This is a genomic window from Rhodococcus sp. 06-418-5 (assembly GCF_002258285.1).
Classification (GTDB): Bacteria; Actinomycetota; Actinomycetes; order Mycobacteriales; family Mycobacteriaceae; genus Rhodococcoides.
In genome coordinates, this window is the sequence record NZ_NOYE01000008.1 from 342733 (window position 1) to 360567 (window position 17835).

Genomic DNA, 17835 nt, shown 5'->3' on the forward strand with positions numbered 1-17835 from the left:
CGAGACCGTGCGGTCGGTCTTTCGCGACTATCAGATCACTCGTTGTACCACCGATCAAGTGCTGCGAACGTCTCGAGTGTCGTGGCTCAGCCGAAAACCAGCAGAGCAGCCAGGGTGAGCATCATCGTTCCGATGCCGAGGTCGAGTACTCGCCACGCCGCGGGCTTGGCGAACAGCGGACTGAGCACCCGTGATCCGTAGCCCAGGGCGGTGAACCACAGGACGCTGCCCAGCATCGCGCCGACGGCGAACCACCACCTCAAGTCCCCCGGCTGTCGGTTGCCGATCGACCCGAGAAACACCACGGTGTCGAGGTAGACATGCGGATTGAGCCAGGTCAGGGCCAGGCAGGTGGCAAGGGCGGCGATCAGCGAACCCGTTCCCTCCACCTGGGAGGTCATGGAAGCGGGCGTTCGGGCGCGGTTCAACGCCATCAGACCGTAGACGAGGAGAAACAGAGCACCCAGGACGGTCACGATCCGCAGAGCCACGGGAAATCGATCCACGAGGACGCCGATTCCAGCCACCCCGGCCAGGATGAGGACCGCATCGGACAGTGCGCACACCGCGACCACCGGTAAGACGTGGGCTCGTTGCAGCCCCTTGCGCAGCACGAAGGCGTTCTGCGCTCCGATGGCGACGATGAGGGAAAGTCCGACGCCCAGTCCGGTGAGGGTCGATTGTGCGGCCGCAAGGGAGGTCATGACGGCAACGTTAGGAGCGAGCCGTCATTAGGTCCAGCGAATGTATTTCAGGAACAATTAGCGTAGCTTCATCTGATGGAAATCGAGCAGCTCAGAGCCCTGAGGGCCGTGGTCGACAACGGAACGTTCGAAGCCGCGGCCCGCGCGCTGTACGTGACGCCCTCGGCGGTCAGTCAGCGCATCAAGTCACTGGAGCAATCACTCGGCCGGACTCTGGTCCAGCGGAGCAAGCCGGTGGTCGCAACTCAGTCGGGCGTCGCAGTGCTGCGTCTGGCGCGCCAGATCGACACTCTCACCGAGCAGACTCGTGCCGAACTGAGTGACGACGGCGTCGCCGCGCCGATTTCGCTCGCCGTCAATGCGGATTCGATGGCGACCTGGGTGTTGCCCGCGCTCTCTTCACTGGCGCGCAACACCACCTTCGATCTGCATCGACAGGATCAGGACCGGACGGCGCAGTTGCTGCACGACGGGATCGTCTCTGCCGCAATAACGTCCGTTGCCGATCCGGTTCGTGGCTGCACCGTCCGACGCCTCGGTGCGATGCGCTACCGGCCGTCGGCCACACCCGAGTTCATCGAACGGTGGTTCACCGCAGGAGTGACGGCAGAGGCCTTGCGCTCCGCGCCGGTGGTGGTGTTCGATGCCGACGACCGGTTGCAGGACAACTACTTACAGCGATTCGATGTCGAACCGCATGAGCCGCCGAGACATCTGGTGCCTGCGTCCTCGGATTACGCACGGGCCGTCGACCTCGGCTTCGGCTGGGGCATGATTCCCGATCTTCAGGCCCGCGAGACGCTGATGTGCTTCGACGACAACGGAATCGACGACGTGACGCTGTATTGGCAGCAGTGGTCGCTGTCGTCTGCCGCACTCCAACGAGCAGCCGATGCCGTGGCAGAGGGCGCAGAGCGAATGTTGTTGTGATTCAGGCCGGACTGTCGTTCGGCACGATCTCGGGCAGACCGTCGCCGACCGGATCGAGAATCGCCGCCGAGCGGGCACCCCACCGCTCGTGCGCGGATTGCCGCGACATGCCGACGGCCGTCCCGATCGTCGCCCACGTTGCACCCTGAACCCGGAGCACCACCACGGTTTCGATGCCGTCCAGGCCTGCCGCCAGTTGCACGCGCAGGCTGAGTAGATGCCACGCGAGACTCCGTCGTGCAGGCAGATCGGAAGATTGATCGGCCTCCCATTCCGGGGTGCCCGGCAGCGGACCGGTGCCGATGATCTCGTCTGCGATACGGCCCGCTTCGGTGGCTGCCGCTGTTACGACCGCCCGCGTTGCAGCGGTGATATCAGCCTCGGCTGCGAGGGTGATGGGATCCATGACCGACCTCCTGTGTCAGGAAAAGCCTGACAGCAGGCCGACCATGTTGTCAAGAGTTACCTGACAATGTCAGAGCATCCTCAGCACCCGGTCGATGGACTGGACGGCCTGGGTCAGCTCGGTTTCGGTGATCGTCAGTGCAGGGCGGAATCGCACTGCCGCGTCGCCGCAGCCGAGTGCCAGTACATGTTCCTCGGTGCGCAACAGCTCGATCACTCGGTCGCGGGTGGAGGCGTCGGGCAGGGAGAAGGCGCACATCAGCCCGCGTCCACGGACCTCGGATACAATCGTGTGTCGAGTTGCCAACTCCTGCAACATGTTCAACAGCACTGCTCCGAGCTCACCGGCGCGGTCGATGAGCTTCTCGGACTCGACCACTTCCAGAATTCGACGCGACCGCACCATGTCGGTGAGGTTGCCACCCCACGTCGAGTTGATGCGGGAGCTGACAGCGAAGACATTGTCGTCGATGTCGTCGACGCGACCGCCGGCCATGACGCCGCAGACTTGAACCTTCTTACCGAAGGCGACGACATCGGGGACGACGCCCAGCTGCTGGAATGCCCATGCGGTGCCGGTCATTCCGGCACCGGTCTGCACCTCGTCCATCACGAACAGCGCGTCGAACTCGTGGCACAGCTCGCGCAGCTTCTGCAGGAAGCGCGGCCGGAAGTGATGGTCTCCACCCTCGCCCTGGATGGGTTCGATGATGGCGCAAGCGATGTCGTGCGGATTGGCCTCGAACGCCATGCGGGCTGCCGCCAGCGATGTGTCCTCGAGTTCGTCCATGTTCGCGTCGGATCTGATGAAGGGGGACGGGATGCGCGGCCAGTCGAATTTCGGGAAGCGGGCGACCTTGTTCGGGTCGGTGTTGGTCAGCGACATCGTGTAGCCCGAGCGTCCGTGGAATGCGTGTTCGAAGTGCATCACCTGCGAGCCCAACGAGGGATCGATGCCGTTGCGCTCGTTCCACCGTGACTTCCAGTCGAAGGCGACCTTCAACGCGTTCTCCACCGCCAGTGCTCCGCCCTCGACGAAGAACAGGTGGGGTAGGCGAGCGTCACCGAGAACCCGCGCGAACGTGTCGACGAATCGGGCCATGGGCACGGTGTAGATGTCGGAGTTGCTGGGCTTGTTCATCGCCGCCTGCATGAGATCGGCCCGAAACTCCGGGTCGTTGATCAGAGCGGGATGGTTCATGCCCAGCGCATTGGACGCAAAGAAGGTGAACAGGTCCAGATAGCGGGTGCCGTCTCTGGCGTCGACCAGGGTGCACCCGGTCGAAGCATCGAGGTCCAGTACCAACTCGAAACCGTCGGCCAACAGGTGTTCGCCGATCACGTCGCGGACGTTGGAGGCATCGATGGTCACTCCGGTGCGCTGTAATACTTGCGTCATGAAGACGAAGATACGCGTTACAATTCCGTAAGCAAGTCCATATGACAGGAAATTATACTGTTGTGACCGTCGTCGGTAGGCTGATCTCCGACGGTTCGGTTCTCTTCACGGAAGGTGTACGCGCATGTCTGCATCCATCACCCACGACGAGTTGAGTGTGCGCACTCGCGCCATCCTCGACCGGCTGGGTGCCACGATCGCGCTCGACGCCCCCGCGGGACCCGACGCGATCATCGCGCGATCGCCGATCACCGGAGGGAACCTGGCGTCGCTGGCGTCGGCCTCGGCTACCGACGTCGAGGCCGTCGTCGCCGACGCGCGCACCGCGTTCGTGTCGTGGTCGCAGGTGCCCGCTCCGGTACGTGGTCAGGTGATTCGGGAACTCGGCGAACTGCTGCGCGTACACAAAGAGGATCTGGGCGCGCTGGTGTCCATCGAGGCCGGAAAGATCGTCTCCGAGGGCCTCGGTGAGGTGCAGGAGATGATCGACATCTGCGACTTCGCCGTCGGACTCTCGCGTCAGCTGTACGGCAACACGATCGCCACCGAACGGCCCGGGCATCGGATGATGGAGCAATGGCATCCGCTCGGTGTCGTCGGTGTCATCACCGCCTTCAATTTTCCTGTTGCGGTGTGGAGTTGGAATACCGCTCTTGCGCTGGTCGCAGGAGACACCGTCATCTGGAAGCCGTCGGAGAAGACTCCGCTGACCGCCGTCGGAGTGCAGGCGCTGTTCGAGCGTGCCGCCGCTGCCGCGGGCGTGGACCCCAAGATCGCACAGCTGGTGATCGGTGATCGCGCGTCCGGCGAAGCGCTGGTGGACGATTCGCGAGTTGCGTTGGTGTCGGCCACCGGCTCGACGAGAATGGGCCGTGCCGTCGCACCTCGGGTCGCCGAGCGATTCGGCCGGGTGTTGCTCGAACTCGGTGGGAACAATGCCGCGATCGTGACGCCGTCGGCCGATCTCGATCTGACGACGCGTGGACTGGTGTTCTCGGCCGCCGGGACGGCCGGTCAGCGCTGCACCTCGCTGCGACGCGTCATCGTGCATTCCTCGGTCGCGGAGCAACTGGTCGCAAAGCTGGTCGCGGCATACGAGACGCTCTCCATCGGATCTCCCTTGGCCACAGACACTCTGGTGGGCCCGCTCATCGACGCCGGTGCGTTCGCGGGGTACCAGAAGGCGCTCGAAGCCGCGGTATCCGACGGCGGAACAGTGGTGGTCGGCGGGGAGCGGGTGAACGTGGTCGACGAGTATTCGTTCTACGTTCAGCCCGCGATCGTGACGATGCCCGCGCAGACCGACATCGTCAAGCACGAGACGTTTGCCCCCATCATGTACGTGCTGACGTACGACACCCTCGACGAGGCCATCGCACTGCACAACGATGTGCCGCAGGGTCTTTCGTCATCGATCTTCACGACCGACCTGCGTGAAGCCGAGCGCTTCCTGTCCGCTGCCGGCTCCGACTGCGGCATCGCCAACGTCAACATCGGACCGTCCGGTGCCGAGATCGGCGGGGCATTCGGCGGAGAGAAGGAAACCGGCGGCGGACGTGAATCCGGTTCGGACGCATGGAAGGCATACATGCGCCGCGCAACCAACACCGTCAACTACTCCAACGAACTGCCCCTGGCGCAGGGAGTGAAATTCGGCTGACGGCATGATCGACAGTATGAAAGTACTGTCGATGATCCTGGCCGGCTTCGTCGTCGGCTATGCGGTCAGTGATATCCGACCCTTCGACTCCCTGCTGAGCAGCACGGCCGAATTCGGTTCACCGACAACGATCGTCAACGGGCTCACCGTCCTCGCGTTGACCGCCTGCCTGGTGAGCGTCGCGCTCGCGCGTTCGAGTGCGCGGGGTGTGCTCGTCGTGGCGATCGGAGCAGTACTCGTCGTCGTGTTCCGGACAGTCGGCATGGTGACCGGGATGTTCGGCGACTGGGCCGGCGCAGTGGGCGCAGGTGCCCTGCTCGGCGCCTCCGCCGTACTCGCGGGGCGACATCGCGCAGCGCAGGCATCGCTGGCCGTCGCCGCGATCGGAGCCGGTCTTCTCGGCACAGCGCTGGATGCCCTGTTGCAAGCCGACGACGGTCCCGTGTTCGTGTGGGATGTCGCCGGTGCCGAGGATGCGGTGGTTCCGGAGCGAGCGATCGTCATGGTGATTGCGGCACTGGGTACGGCGCTCTCGCTCTACCAGGCACACCGCGATGTGGCGTTGCAGTCGCACGAGACCCGACGGACTCTGCTGGTCGGACTTCCGCTGCCCATAGCTGCCGGTGTTGTGAGTTGGTTCGCCGGCGGCCACGACAGTGGGGATGCCGTCTGGCTCGGTGCACTTGCCGGTATGGCCGTGCTTGCTGTGGTGGCCGCGTTCGCATTGCCCGGGCGGGACGGGCGCGTACTGCTGGTGCTGTTCGCGTCGGCCACGATCGGGTCGATGGGATTCGCGGTCGAGGATTCGCTGCAACTCGCCGTGAGTGTCGCGTTGCTGGTCGTCGGAGCGGGGATCGGCTATCGGTGGCCGCAGCTGTACGTCGGACTGGGTGGGCTGCTCGTCGTCGCCGGTGCATCTCTGATCGAGGGCTACGTCGCTCTGCCGTCGTTGTCGCAGTTCGCTCTGCCATTCGTCGTCGCGTACGCGCTGGTGTCCGTGTTGTCGACGGCGCCGGGTTCGTTGGCCGTCGCGTTGCCTGCGTTGTTCACCATGTCGCTGCCGGTGACGGTGTTCGCCGCGAGCTACCAAGCGGGGCTGTCATTGTCTTCGGACAACGCGGTCGCCACCCGCACGAGCGAGCCCGACCACCTGGTGTTGTCGCTGGCCGGGCTCGTGGTCGTTGCGGTGGTGACGGTTGCCTGCGCGGTGTTGATGCGCAGACCCACCCAGAATCCGGCGGCGCGGTAGCTGCCGACAGCGGCCATTCCCGCGACGGCACCGTGGCCGTAGCCTGCATGGGATTGCCGATCACAACCGGAACAGAGATCTGCCCGACGACGTCTCCGATGTGACATTGGGTTTCTGCGTCGCCGTCGCGATGTTCTTGCCCTCGTATTTCGGTGCCACGCTCATCACCGACGCGCAGCTCGGCCGGGTTGGACTGCCGCTGTCCCCGCTGTTGTGGCTGGTCGTAGCGGTACCTCTGGCGATTGCCATGGTGCATGTCCAGGATCGTGGGCATCGTGATCCGAGGGAAGCTACGCGGCACGGCCTGAGTCCGGTGAATTCGACGGCGAATCGCTTGATGCGAAACCACACGAGCCCGCCCACCCGATGACTGCGGTGGACGGGGTCGTGAGCGTTCTGCAATGGACTACGGCGCAGGCACAACCTCGGTGGTCGTGGGAACCACGGACTCGGCAGCCGTCTCGGTTGCGGTGACGCAGACCGGCGGTGCTCCCTCGACGGGGGTTTCACCCTCGACGGGGATCGTGCACTCGGGGGTCGTCGCGACGACGGCGGGTGCCGGTGTCTCGGCGGTGGTGACGGGTGCAGGCACAACCGGAACGGTGGTGGTCACGATCGGCGACGGGGTTGCCGGGGTGGTCGTGGTGGCCTTCGGAGTCGTGGTTGCCGACGTGGTCACAGGTGCCACGATCGTCTCGACCGCTGCACGTCCGGCCTTCTCCTGCACCTCTTTGGTCTTCACCGGCTCGCCCCGGTTGGCCTGCTCGGCCAGCTGGGTCAGCCAGGCCGCTGCGTACTGCACCGAGGTCAGTGGCTTGCCGTTGGCGGCGTCGGCGTCGCGCCAGTAGTCGAAGTGGTGTCCCGATCCGGGTGCCAGGGTGAGGCCGTACGGGTCGTTCATCACGACGGGGATGGTGTTCTGGTTCGAGGAGATGAATCCGGTGATCTCCTTGAAGATCTTCTGCGGCAGGTACACCATGTCGACCATCTGACCGGTCTCGATGGGCTCCTGCTCGCCGTCGACCTTGGCCGAGACCGGAGTGGTCACAGTGCCGGGCTTGTAGCCGGGCTCCGACACCTTGATCAGCACGTCGAGGAACGTCTCGTCACTCTGCATCCAATTGGGCTGAGAAGCAATGTCGTTGAAGGCATTGACGGCGATGCGTCCCAGTGCCAGCGCCAGATCGGCACCGGTGGCGGGGTTGAGGTTCTCGTTCTGCAGCGCGTCGGCGTTGACCTGGCGACCGACGTTGGCGGCGAGGTGAATCAGTGACGTGTTGGCGGGCAGTGCGCAGGTGAGGTCGCCGTCGGAGCAGAAGGACGCCACTCGGCCGTCTAGCGCTCCGAATCCACCGGACGTACCGGGTAGTGCTCCTTGACCGGGAATTGCGTTGTTGCCGTTCTGGTACCGGGTGTCGAAGCCGTCCGGATTGCTGAACGGGTTCTCGGCGCCGGGGAACGGTCCTTCCCCGGCGACGCGGCCGGCGTCGGCGAAGATGACGACACCGACGACCTGGTTGGGGTCGACGATTCCGTAGGTGCCGTCGGCGGACGCAACCTGGTTACCGACCTCCATCGCGGTGCGGCGGGCAACGTCTGCGCCCTCGCTGTAGCCGACGATGGCGAAGCGGGTCTTGGGGCAGGACGCCGAGATCGTCCTCATGATGGTCTGCGAGTTGGTGACGCCGGTCTGTACGGCGTTCTCGTAGCTCGCCAGGTCTGCCGGGTATTCGACGTACACCGCGGCGTAGGAGTCCGGAACCACGTTGCCGTTGTTGGGCGCACGGACGGCCTGGTCGATCCAGTCGCTGGAGTAGTCGCCGGACATCGCTGCGGGGAGCCGCTCGCCCTCGGGGGTGGTGAGCCACTTGACGCCCTCGCGCGGGGTGTCGCCGCGGCCGCCGATAGCGATGCTCACCATGTCGTAGCAGGTTGCGGTCGAGACCAGTTCGATCGATGCCTCGGTGCTCGTGGACGGAGTCGACCACGGTGCGGCAACGACTACTCCGGCACCGAGGGCTCCGATCGCAAACGCGCTCAGCGCGACGCGCGCACGCTTCGACTTGCCAACATTCATGTCTTCGATCCCCATCATGTCCGCCCGAACCGATCCCCACTGCAGTTGCCAATGGGTTACCCGGGGTTTCGTCGGTCGGGTCGTTCGCGTTACAAACCGCATCATTTACCGTCGTACGCATGGCTTTTCGCAGACGAATGACATCGACGGAATTCGACCTGACCGATGGGTCGACCTGCGTCGTGCGCGAGGCGGTGGCGTCGGACCTCCAATCGATCGTGGCTCTGCTCGTCGACGACCCGCTGGGTCTCACGCGGGAGCGCGCCGATGACATGGATCGGTATCGCACCGCCTTCGACGACATCTCATCGGACCCGCGAAACCTGCAGGTCGTGGCGGTGCACGGTGACGAGGTGGTGGGAGCGCTGCAGTAGACCGTCCTGCCCGGGCTCGCCCACGTCGGATACAAGATGACACTCGGAACTACCGAATAGATACCCTGGGGGGGTAGGGTAGTGCCGTGAACACGGAACGGCAGGAGCTCGACGCACCCACCAAGCTCGTCGGATTTTTCGTCGGGATCGCGTTCCTGTTCCTGGCGGCGCTGTTCGTCGGGGACAAGATCGGACCCGACGCCCAGGCGACCGCAGCCGCGTCGCACACCGGCCACGACGCGCACGACGAGACGGCTGCCCCGGCCGCAGTGCCAGCCGGGCTCCAGGCCACCCAGGACGGCTACACACTCTCGCTCGAACGATCGGTCGTCGAATCGGGACCGGACGTACCGGTCGCCTTCACGATCAGCGGACCGGACGGGGCGGCACTGACCGACTACGACCTCATGCACACCGAGGAACTGCACCTCATCGTCGTTCGGCGCGATCTGACCGACTTCCAGCACGTCCATCCGACGCGCGACGCGTCGGGAACATGGTCGACGACTCTCGATCTCACCCGATCCGGGCCGTACCGCCTGTTCGCCGACTTCACCCCGGCCGGCGGGGAGAACATCACCCTCGGGGCAGAGTTGACCGTTCCCGGCGACTATCGGCCGGAGCCCCTGAGTACACCGAATGTGACATCGAGGGTCGACGGTTACGACGTGACGCTCACCGGAGCGGTCACCGCGGGCGAGGACTCCATCGTGTCCTTGTCGATCGCGCAGAACGGCCGCGAGGTCACCGATCTCGAGCCGTATCTCGGTGCCTACGGACACCTGGTGGCCCTCCGCGCCGACGACCTCGCCTATCTACACGTTCACCCCGAGGACGGCCCGCCGGGACCGACGGTCGACTTCACCGTCGACGCGCCGACCGCGGGAACATATGCGCTCTTCCTGGACTTTCAGCACGGGGGCGTCGTGCACACAGCCGAATTCACCATCGAAGCACGGGAGGAGCAGGCATGAGCCAGGAAACCGAACTGATCCTCGGCGGCATGACCTGTGCGTCGTGCGCCAACCGCATCGAGCGCAAGCTCAACAAGCTCGACGGGGTAACGGCGACGGTCAACTACGCCACCGAGAAGGCGCGCGTCACCAGTGACGGCGTGGCCACCGAAGACCTCATCGCGGCCGTCGAGGCGGCCGGCTACACCGCCTCTCTGCCTGCGGCCGAACCGGCCGACCAGCCTCCCGCCGACCCGTTGAAGCAGCGGCTGATCGTCTCGGCGGTGCTCAGCGTGCCGGTGATCGCGATGGCGATGATTCCGGCGTTGCAGTTCACCAACTGGCAGTGGCTGTCGTTGACTCTCGCCGCGCCGGTGGTCGTATGGGGCGCGCTGCCGTTCCACCGCGCCGCATGGACCAATCTGCGGCACGGCACCTCGACCATGGACACCCTCGTCAGCATGGGCACCCTCGCGGCGTTGGGGTGGTCGCTCTATGCACTGTTCTTCGGCACCGCAGGCACCCCGGGTATGACGCATCCGTTCGAGTTCACGATCGCGCGTACGGACGGGGCAAGCAACATCTACCTCGAGGCCGCAGCGGGCGTTACCACCTTCATCCTGGCCGGACGATGGTTCGAGAGCCGATCCAAGCGCCAGGCCGGCGCGGCGCTGCGCGCTCTGATGGACCTCGGTGCCAAGACGGTGGCCGTTCTGAAAGGCGATACGGAACAAAAGATTCCGATCGAGCAGTTGGCCGTCGGCGATCTGTTCGTCGTTCGTCCGGGCGAGAAGGTCGCCACCGACGGCACCGTCGAGAGCGGCTCCTCGGCCGTCGACCGATCGATGCTGACGGGCGAATCCGTGCCCAAGGAAGTCGGCGTCGGCGACGCAGTGGTCGGCGCGACGCTCAACGTCGGTGGCCGAATCACCGTCCGAGCCAGGCGAATCGGCTCCGAAACTCAGCTCGCACAGATGGCGAAGGCCGTCGAGGACGCGCAGACCGGCAAGGCGCAGGCGCAGCGATTGGCCGATCGTATCTCCGGGATATTCGTGCCGATCGTCATCGCGATCTCGGTCGCGACCCTCGGATTCTGGCTCGGTGCAGGCAGTTCCGCAGCGGGCGCGTTCACTGCTGCAGTCGCGGTGCTCATCATCGCGTGCCCGTGCGCGCTCGGCCTGGCCACACCGACTGCGCTGATGGTCGGCACCGGCCGGGCCGCTCAACTCGGGATCCTGATCAAGGGCCCGGAAATCCTCGAATCCACGCGCCGCATCGATACCGTCGTACTCGACAAGACCGGGACCGTCACCACCGGTGAGATGACGCTGCAGTCGGTGCACGTGGCCGACGGTGAGGACGAGACCGAGGTCCGTGCCGTGGCGGCAGCGTTGGAATCGGGTTCGGAACACCCCATCGCCCGCGCCATCGCGGGTTCGACCCAGTCCATGGCCGTCGAAGAATTCACCAGCCTCGACGGCCTCGGGGTGCAGGGCGTCGTGGACGGTCGCGCCGCGGTCCTCGGGCGTCGCTCGTTGTTGGCCGACTGGTCGATGCCTCTACCCACCGAACTCGCAGATGCATTCGAGGCCGCCGAACGGCAGGGACGCACCGCCGTCGCTCTCGGCTGGGACGGCAGGGCCCGCGGAGTGCTGGTGGTCGCCGACTCGGTCAAGCCGACTTCGAAGCAGGCCGTCGCGGAACTGCGGGCACTCGGCCTGACCCCGGTCATGCTGACCGGCGACAACGAGGCCACCGCTCGCACGATCGCCGCCGAGGTGGGAATCGACGAGGTCATCGCCGGTGTCCTGCCGACGGGCAAGGTCGATGCCGTTCGGGAACTGCAGGCGTCGGGCAAGGTGGTGGCGATGGTCGGCGACGGCATCAACGACGCGGCCGCCCTCGCCACGGCGGATCTGGGGCTTGCGATGGGTACGGGCACCGATGTGGCGATCGAGGCCAGCGACCTGACGTTGGTGCGCGGTGATCTACGGGCCGTGGGCGATGCCATCCGGCTCTCCCGGCGCACCCTGAGCACCATCAAGGGCAACCTGTTCTGGGCCTTCGCCTACAACGTCGCCGCTGTGCCGCTGGCCGCTGCGGGCCTGCTCAACCCGATGCTCGCCGGTGCCGCGATGGCGCTGTCGTCGGTGTTCGTGGTGAGCAACAGCCTGCGGTTGCGCCGGTTCCGTTCGTCGATGTGACCGGTTGGTAGCAGCGAACGGCTTGCTAGTACAGGATGGAGACATGTCCGACGCACACGATGTCCCCATCCGCGACGAATCGATCAGACTGGGTCAATTCCTCAAGCTCGCCAACCTCATCGAATCCGGTGCCGAGGCGAAGGGCGTGATCGCCGACGGTCTGGTCAGTGTCAACGGGGATGTGGATGTGCGGCGCGGACGGCAGTTGCAGCACGGTGATGTCGTATCGGTCCAGGGTGGGCCCTCGGCCCGCGTCAGCAAGGAAGAGGCACTGTGAAGGTCGGTAAGGGCGGACTGCCGCGCAACGAAGTTCCCGGGGCATTCGATGTCGGTGCCAAGGCGTACGACCGGCTCGTCGGAGCGAACCCCGGTTACCACGAACACCTGCTCAAGTCGGCCAAGCGGCTGCGGATCCCGAACCTGGGTGCAGGCCTGCGTCTGCTCGACATCGGTTGTGGCACCGGCGCATCCACTGCAGCGCTGCTCGAAGCCGCGCCGCATGCCGAGATCGTCGCCGCCGACGCGTCGGCCGAGATGCTCGAGGTCGCGCGGAGCAAGGACTGGCCGTCGAACGTGACGTTCGTGCACTCACGCGTCGAAGATCTGGCGATCAACGGGGTGGACGGTCCGTTCGACGCGATACTCGCCGCGTACCTCATCAGGAACGTCGACGATCCCGACACGGAGCTGAAATCGCTTCTGTCCCTGCTGCGTCCGGGCTCGACCATCGCATTCCACGAGTACTCGGTGCACGACTCGCTGCGGGCAAGGATCTCCTGGAACGTGGTGAGCTGGGGCATCATCATTCCTCTCGGCTGGCTGGCGACGCGCGACGCCACCCTGTACCGGCACCTGTGGCGCAGCGTCGTGACCTTCGACGGTGCCTCGGCCTTCATGCGGCGGATGCAGCGAGCCGGCTACACCGGGGTGGCCAAAGAGACCATGACCGGTTGGCAGAACGGTGTGGTGCACACGTTCCTCGGCTCTCGTCCCGCGGAGGAAGAGCGTTGACCGATTCCAAGAGAGTCACTCATGCTGCGGTGCAAGGGTATTCCGACGCCGCACAGCTGGCGGACGTCCCGCAGGTGGTGGTGGTCGGCGGTGGCATCGCGGGTCTGAGCGCTGCGACCGCACTGGCCGAGCGCGGCGTGAAAGTGCACGTGGTCGAACGCGAGAGCTACCTCGGCGGCCGCGTCGGCGGATGGGACACGACGCTCGAGGACGGCTCACCCGCCACCATGAGCCGCGGCTTCCATGCGTTCTTTCGGCAGTACTACAACCTGCGAAACCTGCTCCGCCGCACCGACCCCGACTTGGCTCGGCTGCGTCCGGTGGACGACTACCCACTGATCGACGGTGACGGCCGGATCGACGGATTCAAGGGCTTGCCCGAAACGCCGCCACTCAACGCCTTCGCGTTCGTCAAACGTAGTCCGACGTTCCGGTGGAAGGACCTCACCGACCTCAACGGTATTGCGGCACTACCGTTGATGACGGTCAGCGTGCCCAAGACCTTCGACGAGCTGGACACCACTCCCGCCGCAGAGTTCCTGCGCAACATCAACTTCCCCGAGGCCGCTCGGCACCTGGCGTTCGGAGTGTTCTCCCGCAGCTTCTTCGCCGACCCCGAGAAGATGTCTGCCGCCGAGCTCGCCATGATGTTCCACATCTACTTCCTCGGCTCCTCCGAGGGCCTGATCTTCGACGTTCCCCGTGACCCGTACCCGCAGGCTCTGTGGAACCCCTTGGGGGAGTACCTCACCGGACTCGGAGTCGACATCAGAACCTCCACACCGTGCGGCGAGATCAGCCGCGGCGGGTTGCGAAAGTTTCGCGTCGACGCAGGCGGCATCATCGACGCCGACGCGGTGGTACTGGCGACCGACATCGCCGGATTGCAGCGAGTGCTCGAGCAGTCACCCGAGCTGGGGACGCCCGATTGGCGCAAACAGGTTGCTGCGCTGCAGAACACACCGCCGTTCCTGGTGCACCGCGTGTGGTTGAGCAAGGCCGTCAACGCCGATCGCCCCGCCTTCATCGGCACCGGTGGCATGCCTCCGATCGACAACATCAGCGTGCTCGAGCGGTTCGAGGACGAGGCCGCACAGTGGGCTGCCCGCACCGGCGGCTCCGTCGTCGAACTGCACGCCTACGCCGCCGAGGAATCCGAGGAGGTGACGCGTCAGCAGCTGATGGATCGGATGCACGAGATCTATCCGGAAACCGCCGATGCAGAGGTGATCGCAGAACGATCCGAGTGGCGTGACGATTGCCCCATGTTCGGCCTCGGCGCGTTCGCCGAGCGCCCCACCGTCCGTACCCCCGAACCCGCACTGGTACTTGCCGGCGACGGAATCCGTATCGATCTGCCGGTGGCGCTGATGGAACGTGCGGCCACCACCGGGCTGCAGGCCGCGAACACACTGTTGGCGAGCTGGGGCGTCACCGGTCACGACATCGAAACAGTGCCGACGAGTGGACGATTCAAGATGTTCGACGCCATCGAGAGGCTCATGAACAGGTGAGTTCCGGCATGCGGATCGAGGTCGACGATCTGTCGCGTCCGCAGGTGCAGGCGCTGCTCACCGAGCATCTCGCGGACATGAACGCCACCTCGCCTGCCGAGAGTGTGCATGCCCTGGATCTGTCGGGTCTGCAGGGGTCCGACGTCTGCGTGTGGACGGCTTGGGATGCCGACACACTGTGCGGTATCGCAGCGCTGAAGGAGCTCACCCCGGATCATGGCGAGCTGAAGTCGATGCGGACCACGGGGGCGGCGAGGGGGCAGGGTGTCGCCTCGCGCCTGCTCGTGCATGTTCTCGACGATGCGCGTCGACGTGGGTACGGGCGGGTGAGCCTGGAAACGGGAACCCAAGACTACTTCGCTGCGGCCCGCAGGCTGTATGTGCGCCACGGATTCGTCGAGTGCCCACCGTTCGCGGACTACGTGCTCGATCCATCGAGCACGTTCTTCTCGTTGTCTCTGTAGAGGTCCCGATGACGGAGGGCCGGCACCGAGTATTCGGTACCGGCCTTTCTCGTCACGCTGCTTGCTGTGTGTGCGGGTAGAGATCGTCGTCGAGAGGCTCGGCTCGACACTGATCGAGCACATCCGCCGTCGAGCATTCCCTGATGCTCGTCTCGACACCCACCACTGTGCGCCACCACTGCTCACGGTCGGCCGATTCCGTCCACACCACCGCCTCGGATGGCATAGTGCATCACCCCAATGGTTTTCGTGATCTGTTCGGCTGTCCGTTTCGGGTCAGGTCGATTCGTGTTCGATGGACTTCTGCTCGGTGTGTGCGATGTCGATCTTGCGTGGTTTCGCGCGTTCGGCGAGGGGAATGGTGATGGACAGAACGCCGTTGTCGTACGCCGCGGAGATGCGCTCGGTATCGACGCCGTCACCCAGCGAGACCTGGCGGCGGAACGTGCCGGCGAATCGCTCCGAGGTAATCCACTGCACCCCAGTGTTTTCCGGAGCGGATCGATGAGCGGTGAGCGTCAACGTACCGCGGTCGACGTCGACATCGATCGATCCGGGGTCGATGCCGGGAAGATCGGCACTGAGCACGTAGTGGTCGTCGACTTTGTAGAGGTCCATCGGCATGAATCGCGGGGCGCGGTCCGAACCGGAAGAGGCACCCAGCATGGCCGAGGTGAAAGAATCGACATCACGGAACGGATCGAAACGAAGCACAGCAACCACCTCCTGTACCCAGATGCGCTCACCCCTGTGGCGAGTCGCTCCTCAACTGTGCAGATCAGAAATTAGCACTCTGACCCTTCGAGTGCCAAGTGGTTTTCTGGAGGTTCTCAGAAATTTTTCAGATCCAATAGTGCTGTGCCGCAGCATGGGTCGTGATCAGAGAAGTCGGTTTCGATACTTAGCTCTTGCGCTAAGTATGACTTGGGGATAGTGTGCCTTATGGCTCAGTATTCGACCGTTCTCGACGACGTGTTTCAGGCACTGGCCGACCCGACCCGGCGGGCAGTGTTGAGCCGGTTGAGCTCGGGACCGGCCACGGTGGGTGAACTGGCCGAACCGTTCGACATGACTCTGCCGTCGTTCATGAAACACATCCATCTGCTCGAGCGCAGTGGCTGGATTCGCACGCGCAAGGTGGGCCGTGTTCGTGCATGCACGATCGAGCGAGCCAACCTGGACGTGGCCGATCACTGGCTACGCGAGCAACGAGCCGTCTGGGAATCCCGCACCGATCGCCTCGAACAGTTCGTCACCGACACCGCGAAAGAAAGTGAAGCGCAATGACATCGATCGATCCTTCCCTCGACCTGACCATTTCACGCGTGATCAAGGCTCCACGCGCAGCAGTGTGGAGTGCGTGGATCGACCCGTCGAAATTCGAGAAGTGGTGGATCCCTGCGCCTGCTCTGTGCCGGGTGGACGGCTGGGACCCGCGACCGGGTGGCGCCTTCCGGACCCTCATCAGCGAATCCGGTGGCGACTTCGCTCCGCACATAGACGGCTGCTTCCTCGCCGTCGACGACGGTGAGCGCATCGTGTTCACCAACTCCCTCGTCGAAGGGTGGCGGCCGGCACCGCAGCTGTTCATGACCGCGGTGATCACCCTGTCCGACCACCCCGACGGAACCCAGTACAACGCCCACGTGATGCACCGCAACGAAGAAGACCGAAAGACGCACGAGGAGTACGGCTTCCACGACGGCTGGGGAACCGTCATCGCGCAACTCGCCCAGTTCGTCGAAGGCTAGATCAAGCCCGGCCCTGCGAACGCAACTCGTAGCGTCGCTCGGCGTAATCGAGATCGTCCTTCCACAACCGTGCAGCGGTGAAGTTCATCGCCGGTCGCAGGAGACCGGACGCCTTGCGCGCCATCTGGAATCCCGGTCGATCCGAACTTGCGATCGTGGCTTCGATGACGGCGGTACGCGGTGTGCCGTCGGGTGCGGGGGCCAACGGCGTCGCATGGGTTTCGACGACGCTGCCCGCTCCCTCACCGTCGAGGATGCGCATCACGATGGTGCGGGGACCGGGGCAGACGAACTCGGCCCGCACCGGAACACCGATGCCACGACTGACGCGGAAGGTCACATCGACGAGAAAGCGATCGTCCTCCTCGGGCACATCGATGTCGGTAGGTGCGCTGACCACCTTCAGCCGTGCGAACGAGTACGGGTGGAACCACGCACCGTGCCAGGGGTCGAGTCGATTGGCGATGATGTCGTCGGGCTCGCACTTGCCGACGAGAGTGACCACACCGGCGATGGCAGTCGAAGCAGGCGGGCGGATCGGAACCACAGGGACGGGTGTCGGCTCCTCACCACCGAGCTCGTCGAGCCGAACCCACACCAGAACCCCGTCGTCGAACGCGGGCACCGGACGCCAACCGGGCTTGCCCTTCGGCCCGAGCGCAAGACCGTGCCAGCGGCAGACCAATGTGTCGCATTCGATCTTCGCGGTATCCAACGCAGCGCCCAGATGCGGGCAGGCACCCGGCCCGATGTGCACCTTGCCCGCAGAGTCCCGCCAGGCCACCAATTCGGTGGTGCCGACATACCTGCCGAACGGTTTGTCGGCCTTGACGTCACGACTGGCAGCGAACACGAACCAGTTGCCCGAGGTCCGCGTCTTCGCACGCTTCAAAGCAGACTCGATGACCTGCGGATTCGCACCCTTCCAAGTGGGCTCCTGCTTGGCCCACGACTCCGACGGCAGCGGCTGCAGCGGCATCGTCTTCGGCCACCGTCGTCGTACTGCATCCAGCGCGGTCATTGCTGCTCCCAAAGTCGACAATCGATTCCCGTGTTCGATCACCATTGTTCCCGTTGGTGGGTACTCAATGTGACATTCGGTGGCCTTTTCGGGGGTCAATGTCACATCGAGTGGACCTG

Annotated in this window: 20 protein-coding genes; 12 read left to right on the plus strand and 8 right to left on the minus strand. The window is 64.9% G+C overall.

The features are described 5' to 3' along the window. Window positions 1–86: 86 nt before the first annotated feature. Window positions 87–704 carry a LysE/ArgO family amino acid transporter gene (locus CH274_RS03390; RefSeq protein WP_094656720.1) on the minus strand — a complete coding sequence of 206 codons (618 nt, stop codon included), beginning with the start codon at window positions 702–704 and terminating at the stop codon, window positions 87–89. Window positions 705–779: 75 nt separating this feature from the next. Between CH274_RS03390 and CH274_RS03395 the strand changes: the two genes are divergently transcribed. Next, the gene (locus tag CH274_RS03395) at window positions 780–1634 is read left to right on the plus strand and encodes a LysR family transcriptional regulator ArgP (RefSeq protein ID WP_179275625.1); all 855 of its coding nucleotides are present in this window, start codon (window positions 780–782) and stop codon (window positions 1632–1634) included. 1 nt (window position 1635) lies between these two features. Here the strand turns inward: CH274_RS03395 and CH274_RS03400 are convergent, their stop codons facing one another. Further along, window positions 1636–2040 (minus strand): hypothetical protein, encoded by a 405-nt coding sequence (locus tag CH274_RS03400; protein WP_045197865.1) that lies wholly within the window; start codon window positions 2038–2040, stop codon window positions 1636–1638. A gap of 69 nt (window positions 2041–2109) precedes the next feature. After that, window positions 2110–3438, minus strand: coding sequence for an L-lysine 6-transaminase (gene lat, locus CH274_RS03405; protein WP_094656722.1), 1329 nt, complete (start codon window positions 3436–3438; stop codon window positions 2110–2112). Window positions 3439–3562: 124 nt separating this feature from the next. Here lat and amaB point away from each other — a divergent pair, with 124 nt between their 5' ends. After that, window positions 3563–5098 carry an L-piperidine-6-carboxylate dehydrogenase gene (gene amaB / locus CH274_RS03410; protein ID WP_094656723.1) on the plus strand — a complete coding sequence of 512 codons (1536 nt, stop codon included), beginning with the start codon at window positions 3563–3565 and terminating at the stop codon, window positions 5096–5098. A 16-nt stretch (window positions 5099–5114) separates the two neighbouring features. After that, window positions 5115–6347 carry a hypothetical protein gene (locus CH274_RS03415; protein ID WP_143546521.1) on the plus strand — a complete coding sequence of 411 codons (1233 nt, stop codon included), beginning with the start codon at window positions 5115–5117 and terminating at the stop codon, window positions 6345–6347. A 60-nt stretch (window positions 6348–6407) separates the two neighbouring features. On the opposite strand, the gene CH274_RS28825 is transcribed toward CH274_RS03415, so the two are convergent. Both CH274_RS28825 and CH274_RS03425 read right to left on the minus strand, forming a co-directional pair. Next, the gene (locus CH274_RS28825; RefSeq protein ID WP_143546522.1) at window positions 6408–6596 is read right to left on the minus strand and encodes a hypothetical protein; all 189 of its coding nucleotides are present in this window, start codon (window positions 6594–6596) and stop codon (window positions 6408–6410) included. Window positions 6597–6753: 157 nt separating this feature from the next. Beyond that, window positions 6754–8439 (minus strand): cutinase family protein, encoded by a 1686-nt coding sequence (locus CH274_RS03425; protein ID WP_094656726.1) that lies wholly within the window; start codon window positions 8437–8439, stop codon window positions 6754–6756. Between the two features lie 104 nt (window positions 8440–8543). Here CH274_RS03425 and CH274_RS03430 point away from each other — a divergent pair, with 104 nt between their 5' ends. From CH274_RS03430 to CH274_RS03460, 7 genes are all read left to right on the plus strand, one after another. After that, on the plus strand, window positions 8544–8798 hold the full coding sequence (locus CH274_RS03430) for a hypothetical protein (protein ID WP_143546523.1): 255 nt from the start codon (window positions 8544–8546) through the stop codon (window positions 8796–8798). Between the two features lie 86 nt (window positions 8799–8884). Next, entirely contained in the window at window positions 8885–9772 is an 888-nt protein-coding gene (locus CH274_RS03435; protein WP_094656728.1) for a hypothetical protein, read from the plus strand. Further along, window positions 9769–11955: a heavy metal translocating P-type ATPase gene (locus tag CH274_RS03440; RefSeq protein ID WP_094656729.1), complete on the plus strand. Its 2187-nt coding sequence runs from the start codon at window positions 9769–9771 to the stop codon at window positions 11953–11955. Before CH274_RS03435 ends, CH274_RS03440 begins: the two co-directional genes overlap by 4 nt. 43 nt (window positions 11956–11998) lie before the next feature. Then, entirely contained in the window at window positions 11999–12232 is a 234-nt protein-coding gene (locus CH274_RS03445) for an RNA-binding S4 domain-containing protein (protein WP_032397061.1), read from the plus strand. Next, entirely contained in the window at window positions 12229–12966 is a 738-nt protein-coding gene (locus tag CH274_RS03450) for a class I SAM-dependent methyltransferase (RefSeq protein WP_094628922.1), read from the plus strand. The genes CH274_RS03445 and CH274_RS03450 overlap by 4 nt, the downstream gene beginning before the upstream one ends. Next, window positions 12963–14480: an NAD(P)/FAD-dependent oxidoreductase gene (locus tag CH274_RS03455; RefSeq protein WP_094656730.1), complete on the plus strand. Its 1518-nt coding sequence runs from the start codon at window positions 12963–12965 to the stop codon at window positions 14478–14480. Before CH274_RS03450 ends, CH274_RS03455 begins: the two co-directional genes overlap by 4 nt. An 8-nt stretch (window positions 14481–14488) precedes the next feature. Continuing rightward, a complete protein-coding gene (locus CH274_RS03460) occupies window positions 14489–14944 on the plus strand; it encodes a GNAT family N-acetyltransferase (protein WP_094656805.1) in 456 nt (151 codons plus the stop codon). Window positions 14945–14996: 52 nt separating this feature from the next. Here the strand turns inward: CH274_RS03460 and CH274_RS29065 are convergent, their stop codons facing one another. Continuing rightward, the gene (locus CH274_RS29065) at window positions 14997–15170 is read right to left on the minus strand and encodes a hypothetical protein (RefSeq protein ID WP_155290817.1); all 174 of its coding nucleotides are present in this window, start codon (window positions 15168–15170) and stop codon (window positions 14997–14999) included. A 50-nt stretch (window positions 15171–15220) separates the two neighbouring features. Further along, window positions 15221–15658, minus strand: a complete 438-nt coding sequence (locus tag CH274_RS03465) for an Hsp20/alpha crystallin family protein (protein WP_094656806.1) — start codon at window positions 15656–15658, stop codon at window positions 15221–15223. A gap of 228 nt (window positions 15659–15886) precedes the next feature. Here CH274_RS03465 and CH274_RS03470 point away from each other — a divergent pair, with 228 nt between their 5' ends. Then, window positions 15887–16231 (plus strand): ArsR/SmtB family transcription factor, encoded by a 345-nt coding sequence (locus CH274_RS03470; RefSeq protein ID WP_032397064.1) that lies wholly within the window; start codon window positions 15887–15889, stop codon window positions 16229–16231. Next, window positions 16228–16695, plus strand: coding sequence for an SRPBCC family protein (locus CH274_RS03475; protein ID WP_094656731.1), 468 nt, complete (start codon window positions 16228–16230; stop codon window positions 16693–16695). Before CH274_RS03470 ends, CH274_RS03475 begins: the two co-directional genes overlap by 4 nt. A 1-nt stretch (window position 16696) precedes the next feature. Here the strand turns inward: CH274_RS03475 and CH274_RS03480 are convergent, their stop codons facing one another. Beyond that, on the minus strand, window positions 16697–17716 hold the full coding sequence (locus CH274_RS03480) for a DUF5914 domain-containing protein (RefSeq protein ID WP_032397363.1): 1020 nt from the start codon (window positions 17714–17716) through the stop codon (window positions 16697–16699). Window positions 17717–17835 lie beyond the last annotated feature (119 nt).

Excerpts from the sequence above, each read along its gene's own strand:
- CH274_RS03475 (WP_094656731.1), top strand. The coding sequence starts at position 16,228 with ATGACATCGATCGATCCTTCCCTCGACCTGACCATTTCACGCGTGATC.
- CH274_RS28825 (WP_143546522.1), bottom strand. The coding sequence starts at position 6,596 with ATGGCAATCGCCAGAGGTACCGCTACGACCAGCCACAACAGCGGGGAC.
- CH274_RS03440 (WP_094656729.1), top strand. The coding sequence starts at position 9,769 with ATGAGCCAGGAAACCGAACTGATCCTCGGCGGCATGACCTGTGCGTCG.
- lat (WP_094656722.1), bottom strand. The coding sequence starts at position 3,438 with ATGACGCAAGTATTACAGCGCACCGGAGTGACCATCGATGCCTCCAAC.
- CH274_RS03415 (WP_143546521.1), top strand. The coding sequence starts at position 5,115 with ATGAAAGTACTGTCGATGATCCTGGCCGGCTTCGTCGTCGGCTATGCG.
- CH274_RS03480 (WP_032397363.1), bottom strand. The coding sequence starts at position 17,716 with ATGACCGCGCTGGATGCAGTACGACGACGGTGGCCGAAGACGATGCCG.
- CH274_RS29065 (WP_155290817.1), bottom strand. The coding sequence starts at position 15,170 with ATGCCATCCGAGGCGGTGGTGTGGACGGAATCGGCCGACCGTGAGCAG.
- CH274_RS03400 (WP_045197865.1), bottom strand. The coding sequence starts at position 2,040 with ATGGATCCCATCACCCTCGCAGCCGAGGCTGATATCACCGCTGCAACG.
- CH274_RS03395 (WP_179275625.1), top strand. The coding sequence starts at position 780 with ATGGAAATCGAGCAGCTCAGAGCCCTGAGGGCCGTGGTCGACAACGGA.
- CH274_RS03445 (WP_032397061.1), top strand. The coding sequence starts at position 11,999 with ATGTCCGACGCACACGATGTCCCCATCCGCGACGAATCGATCAGACTG.
- CH274_RS03390 (WP_094656720.1), bottom strand. The coding sequence starts at position 704 with ATGACCTCCCTTGCGGCCGCACAATCGACCCTCACCGGACTGGGCGTC.
- CH274_RS03470 (WP_032397064.1), top strand. The coding sequence starts at position 15,887 with ATGGCTCAGTATTCGACCGTTCTCGACGACGTGTTTCAGGCACTGGCC.
- amaB (WP_094656723.1), top strand. The coding sequence starts at position 3,563 with ATGTCTGCATCCATCACCCACGACGAGTTGAGTGTGCGCACTCGCGCC.
- CH274_RS03460 (WP_094656805.1), top strand. The coding sequence starts at position 14,489 with ATGCGGATCGAGGTCGACGATCTGTCGCGTCCGCAGGTGCAGGCGCTG.
- CH274_RS03430 (WP_143546523.1), top strand. The coding sequence starts at position 8,544 with ATGGCTTTTCGCAGACGAATGACATCGACGGAATTCGACCTGACCGAT.
- CH274_RS03425 (WP_094656726.1), bottom strand. The coding sequence starts at position 8,439 with ATGGGGATCGAAGACATGAATGTTGGCAAGTCGAAGCGTGCGCGCGTC.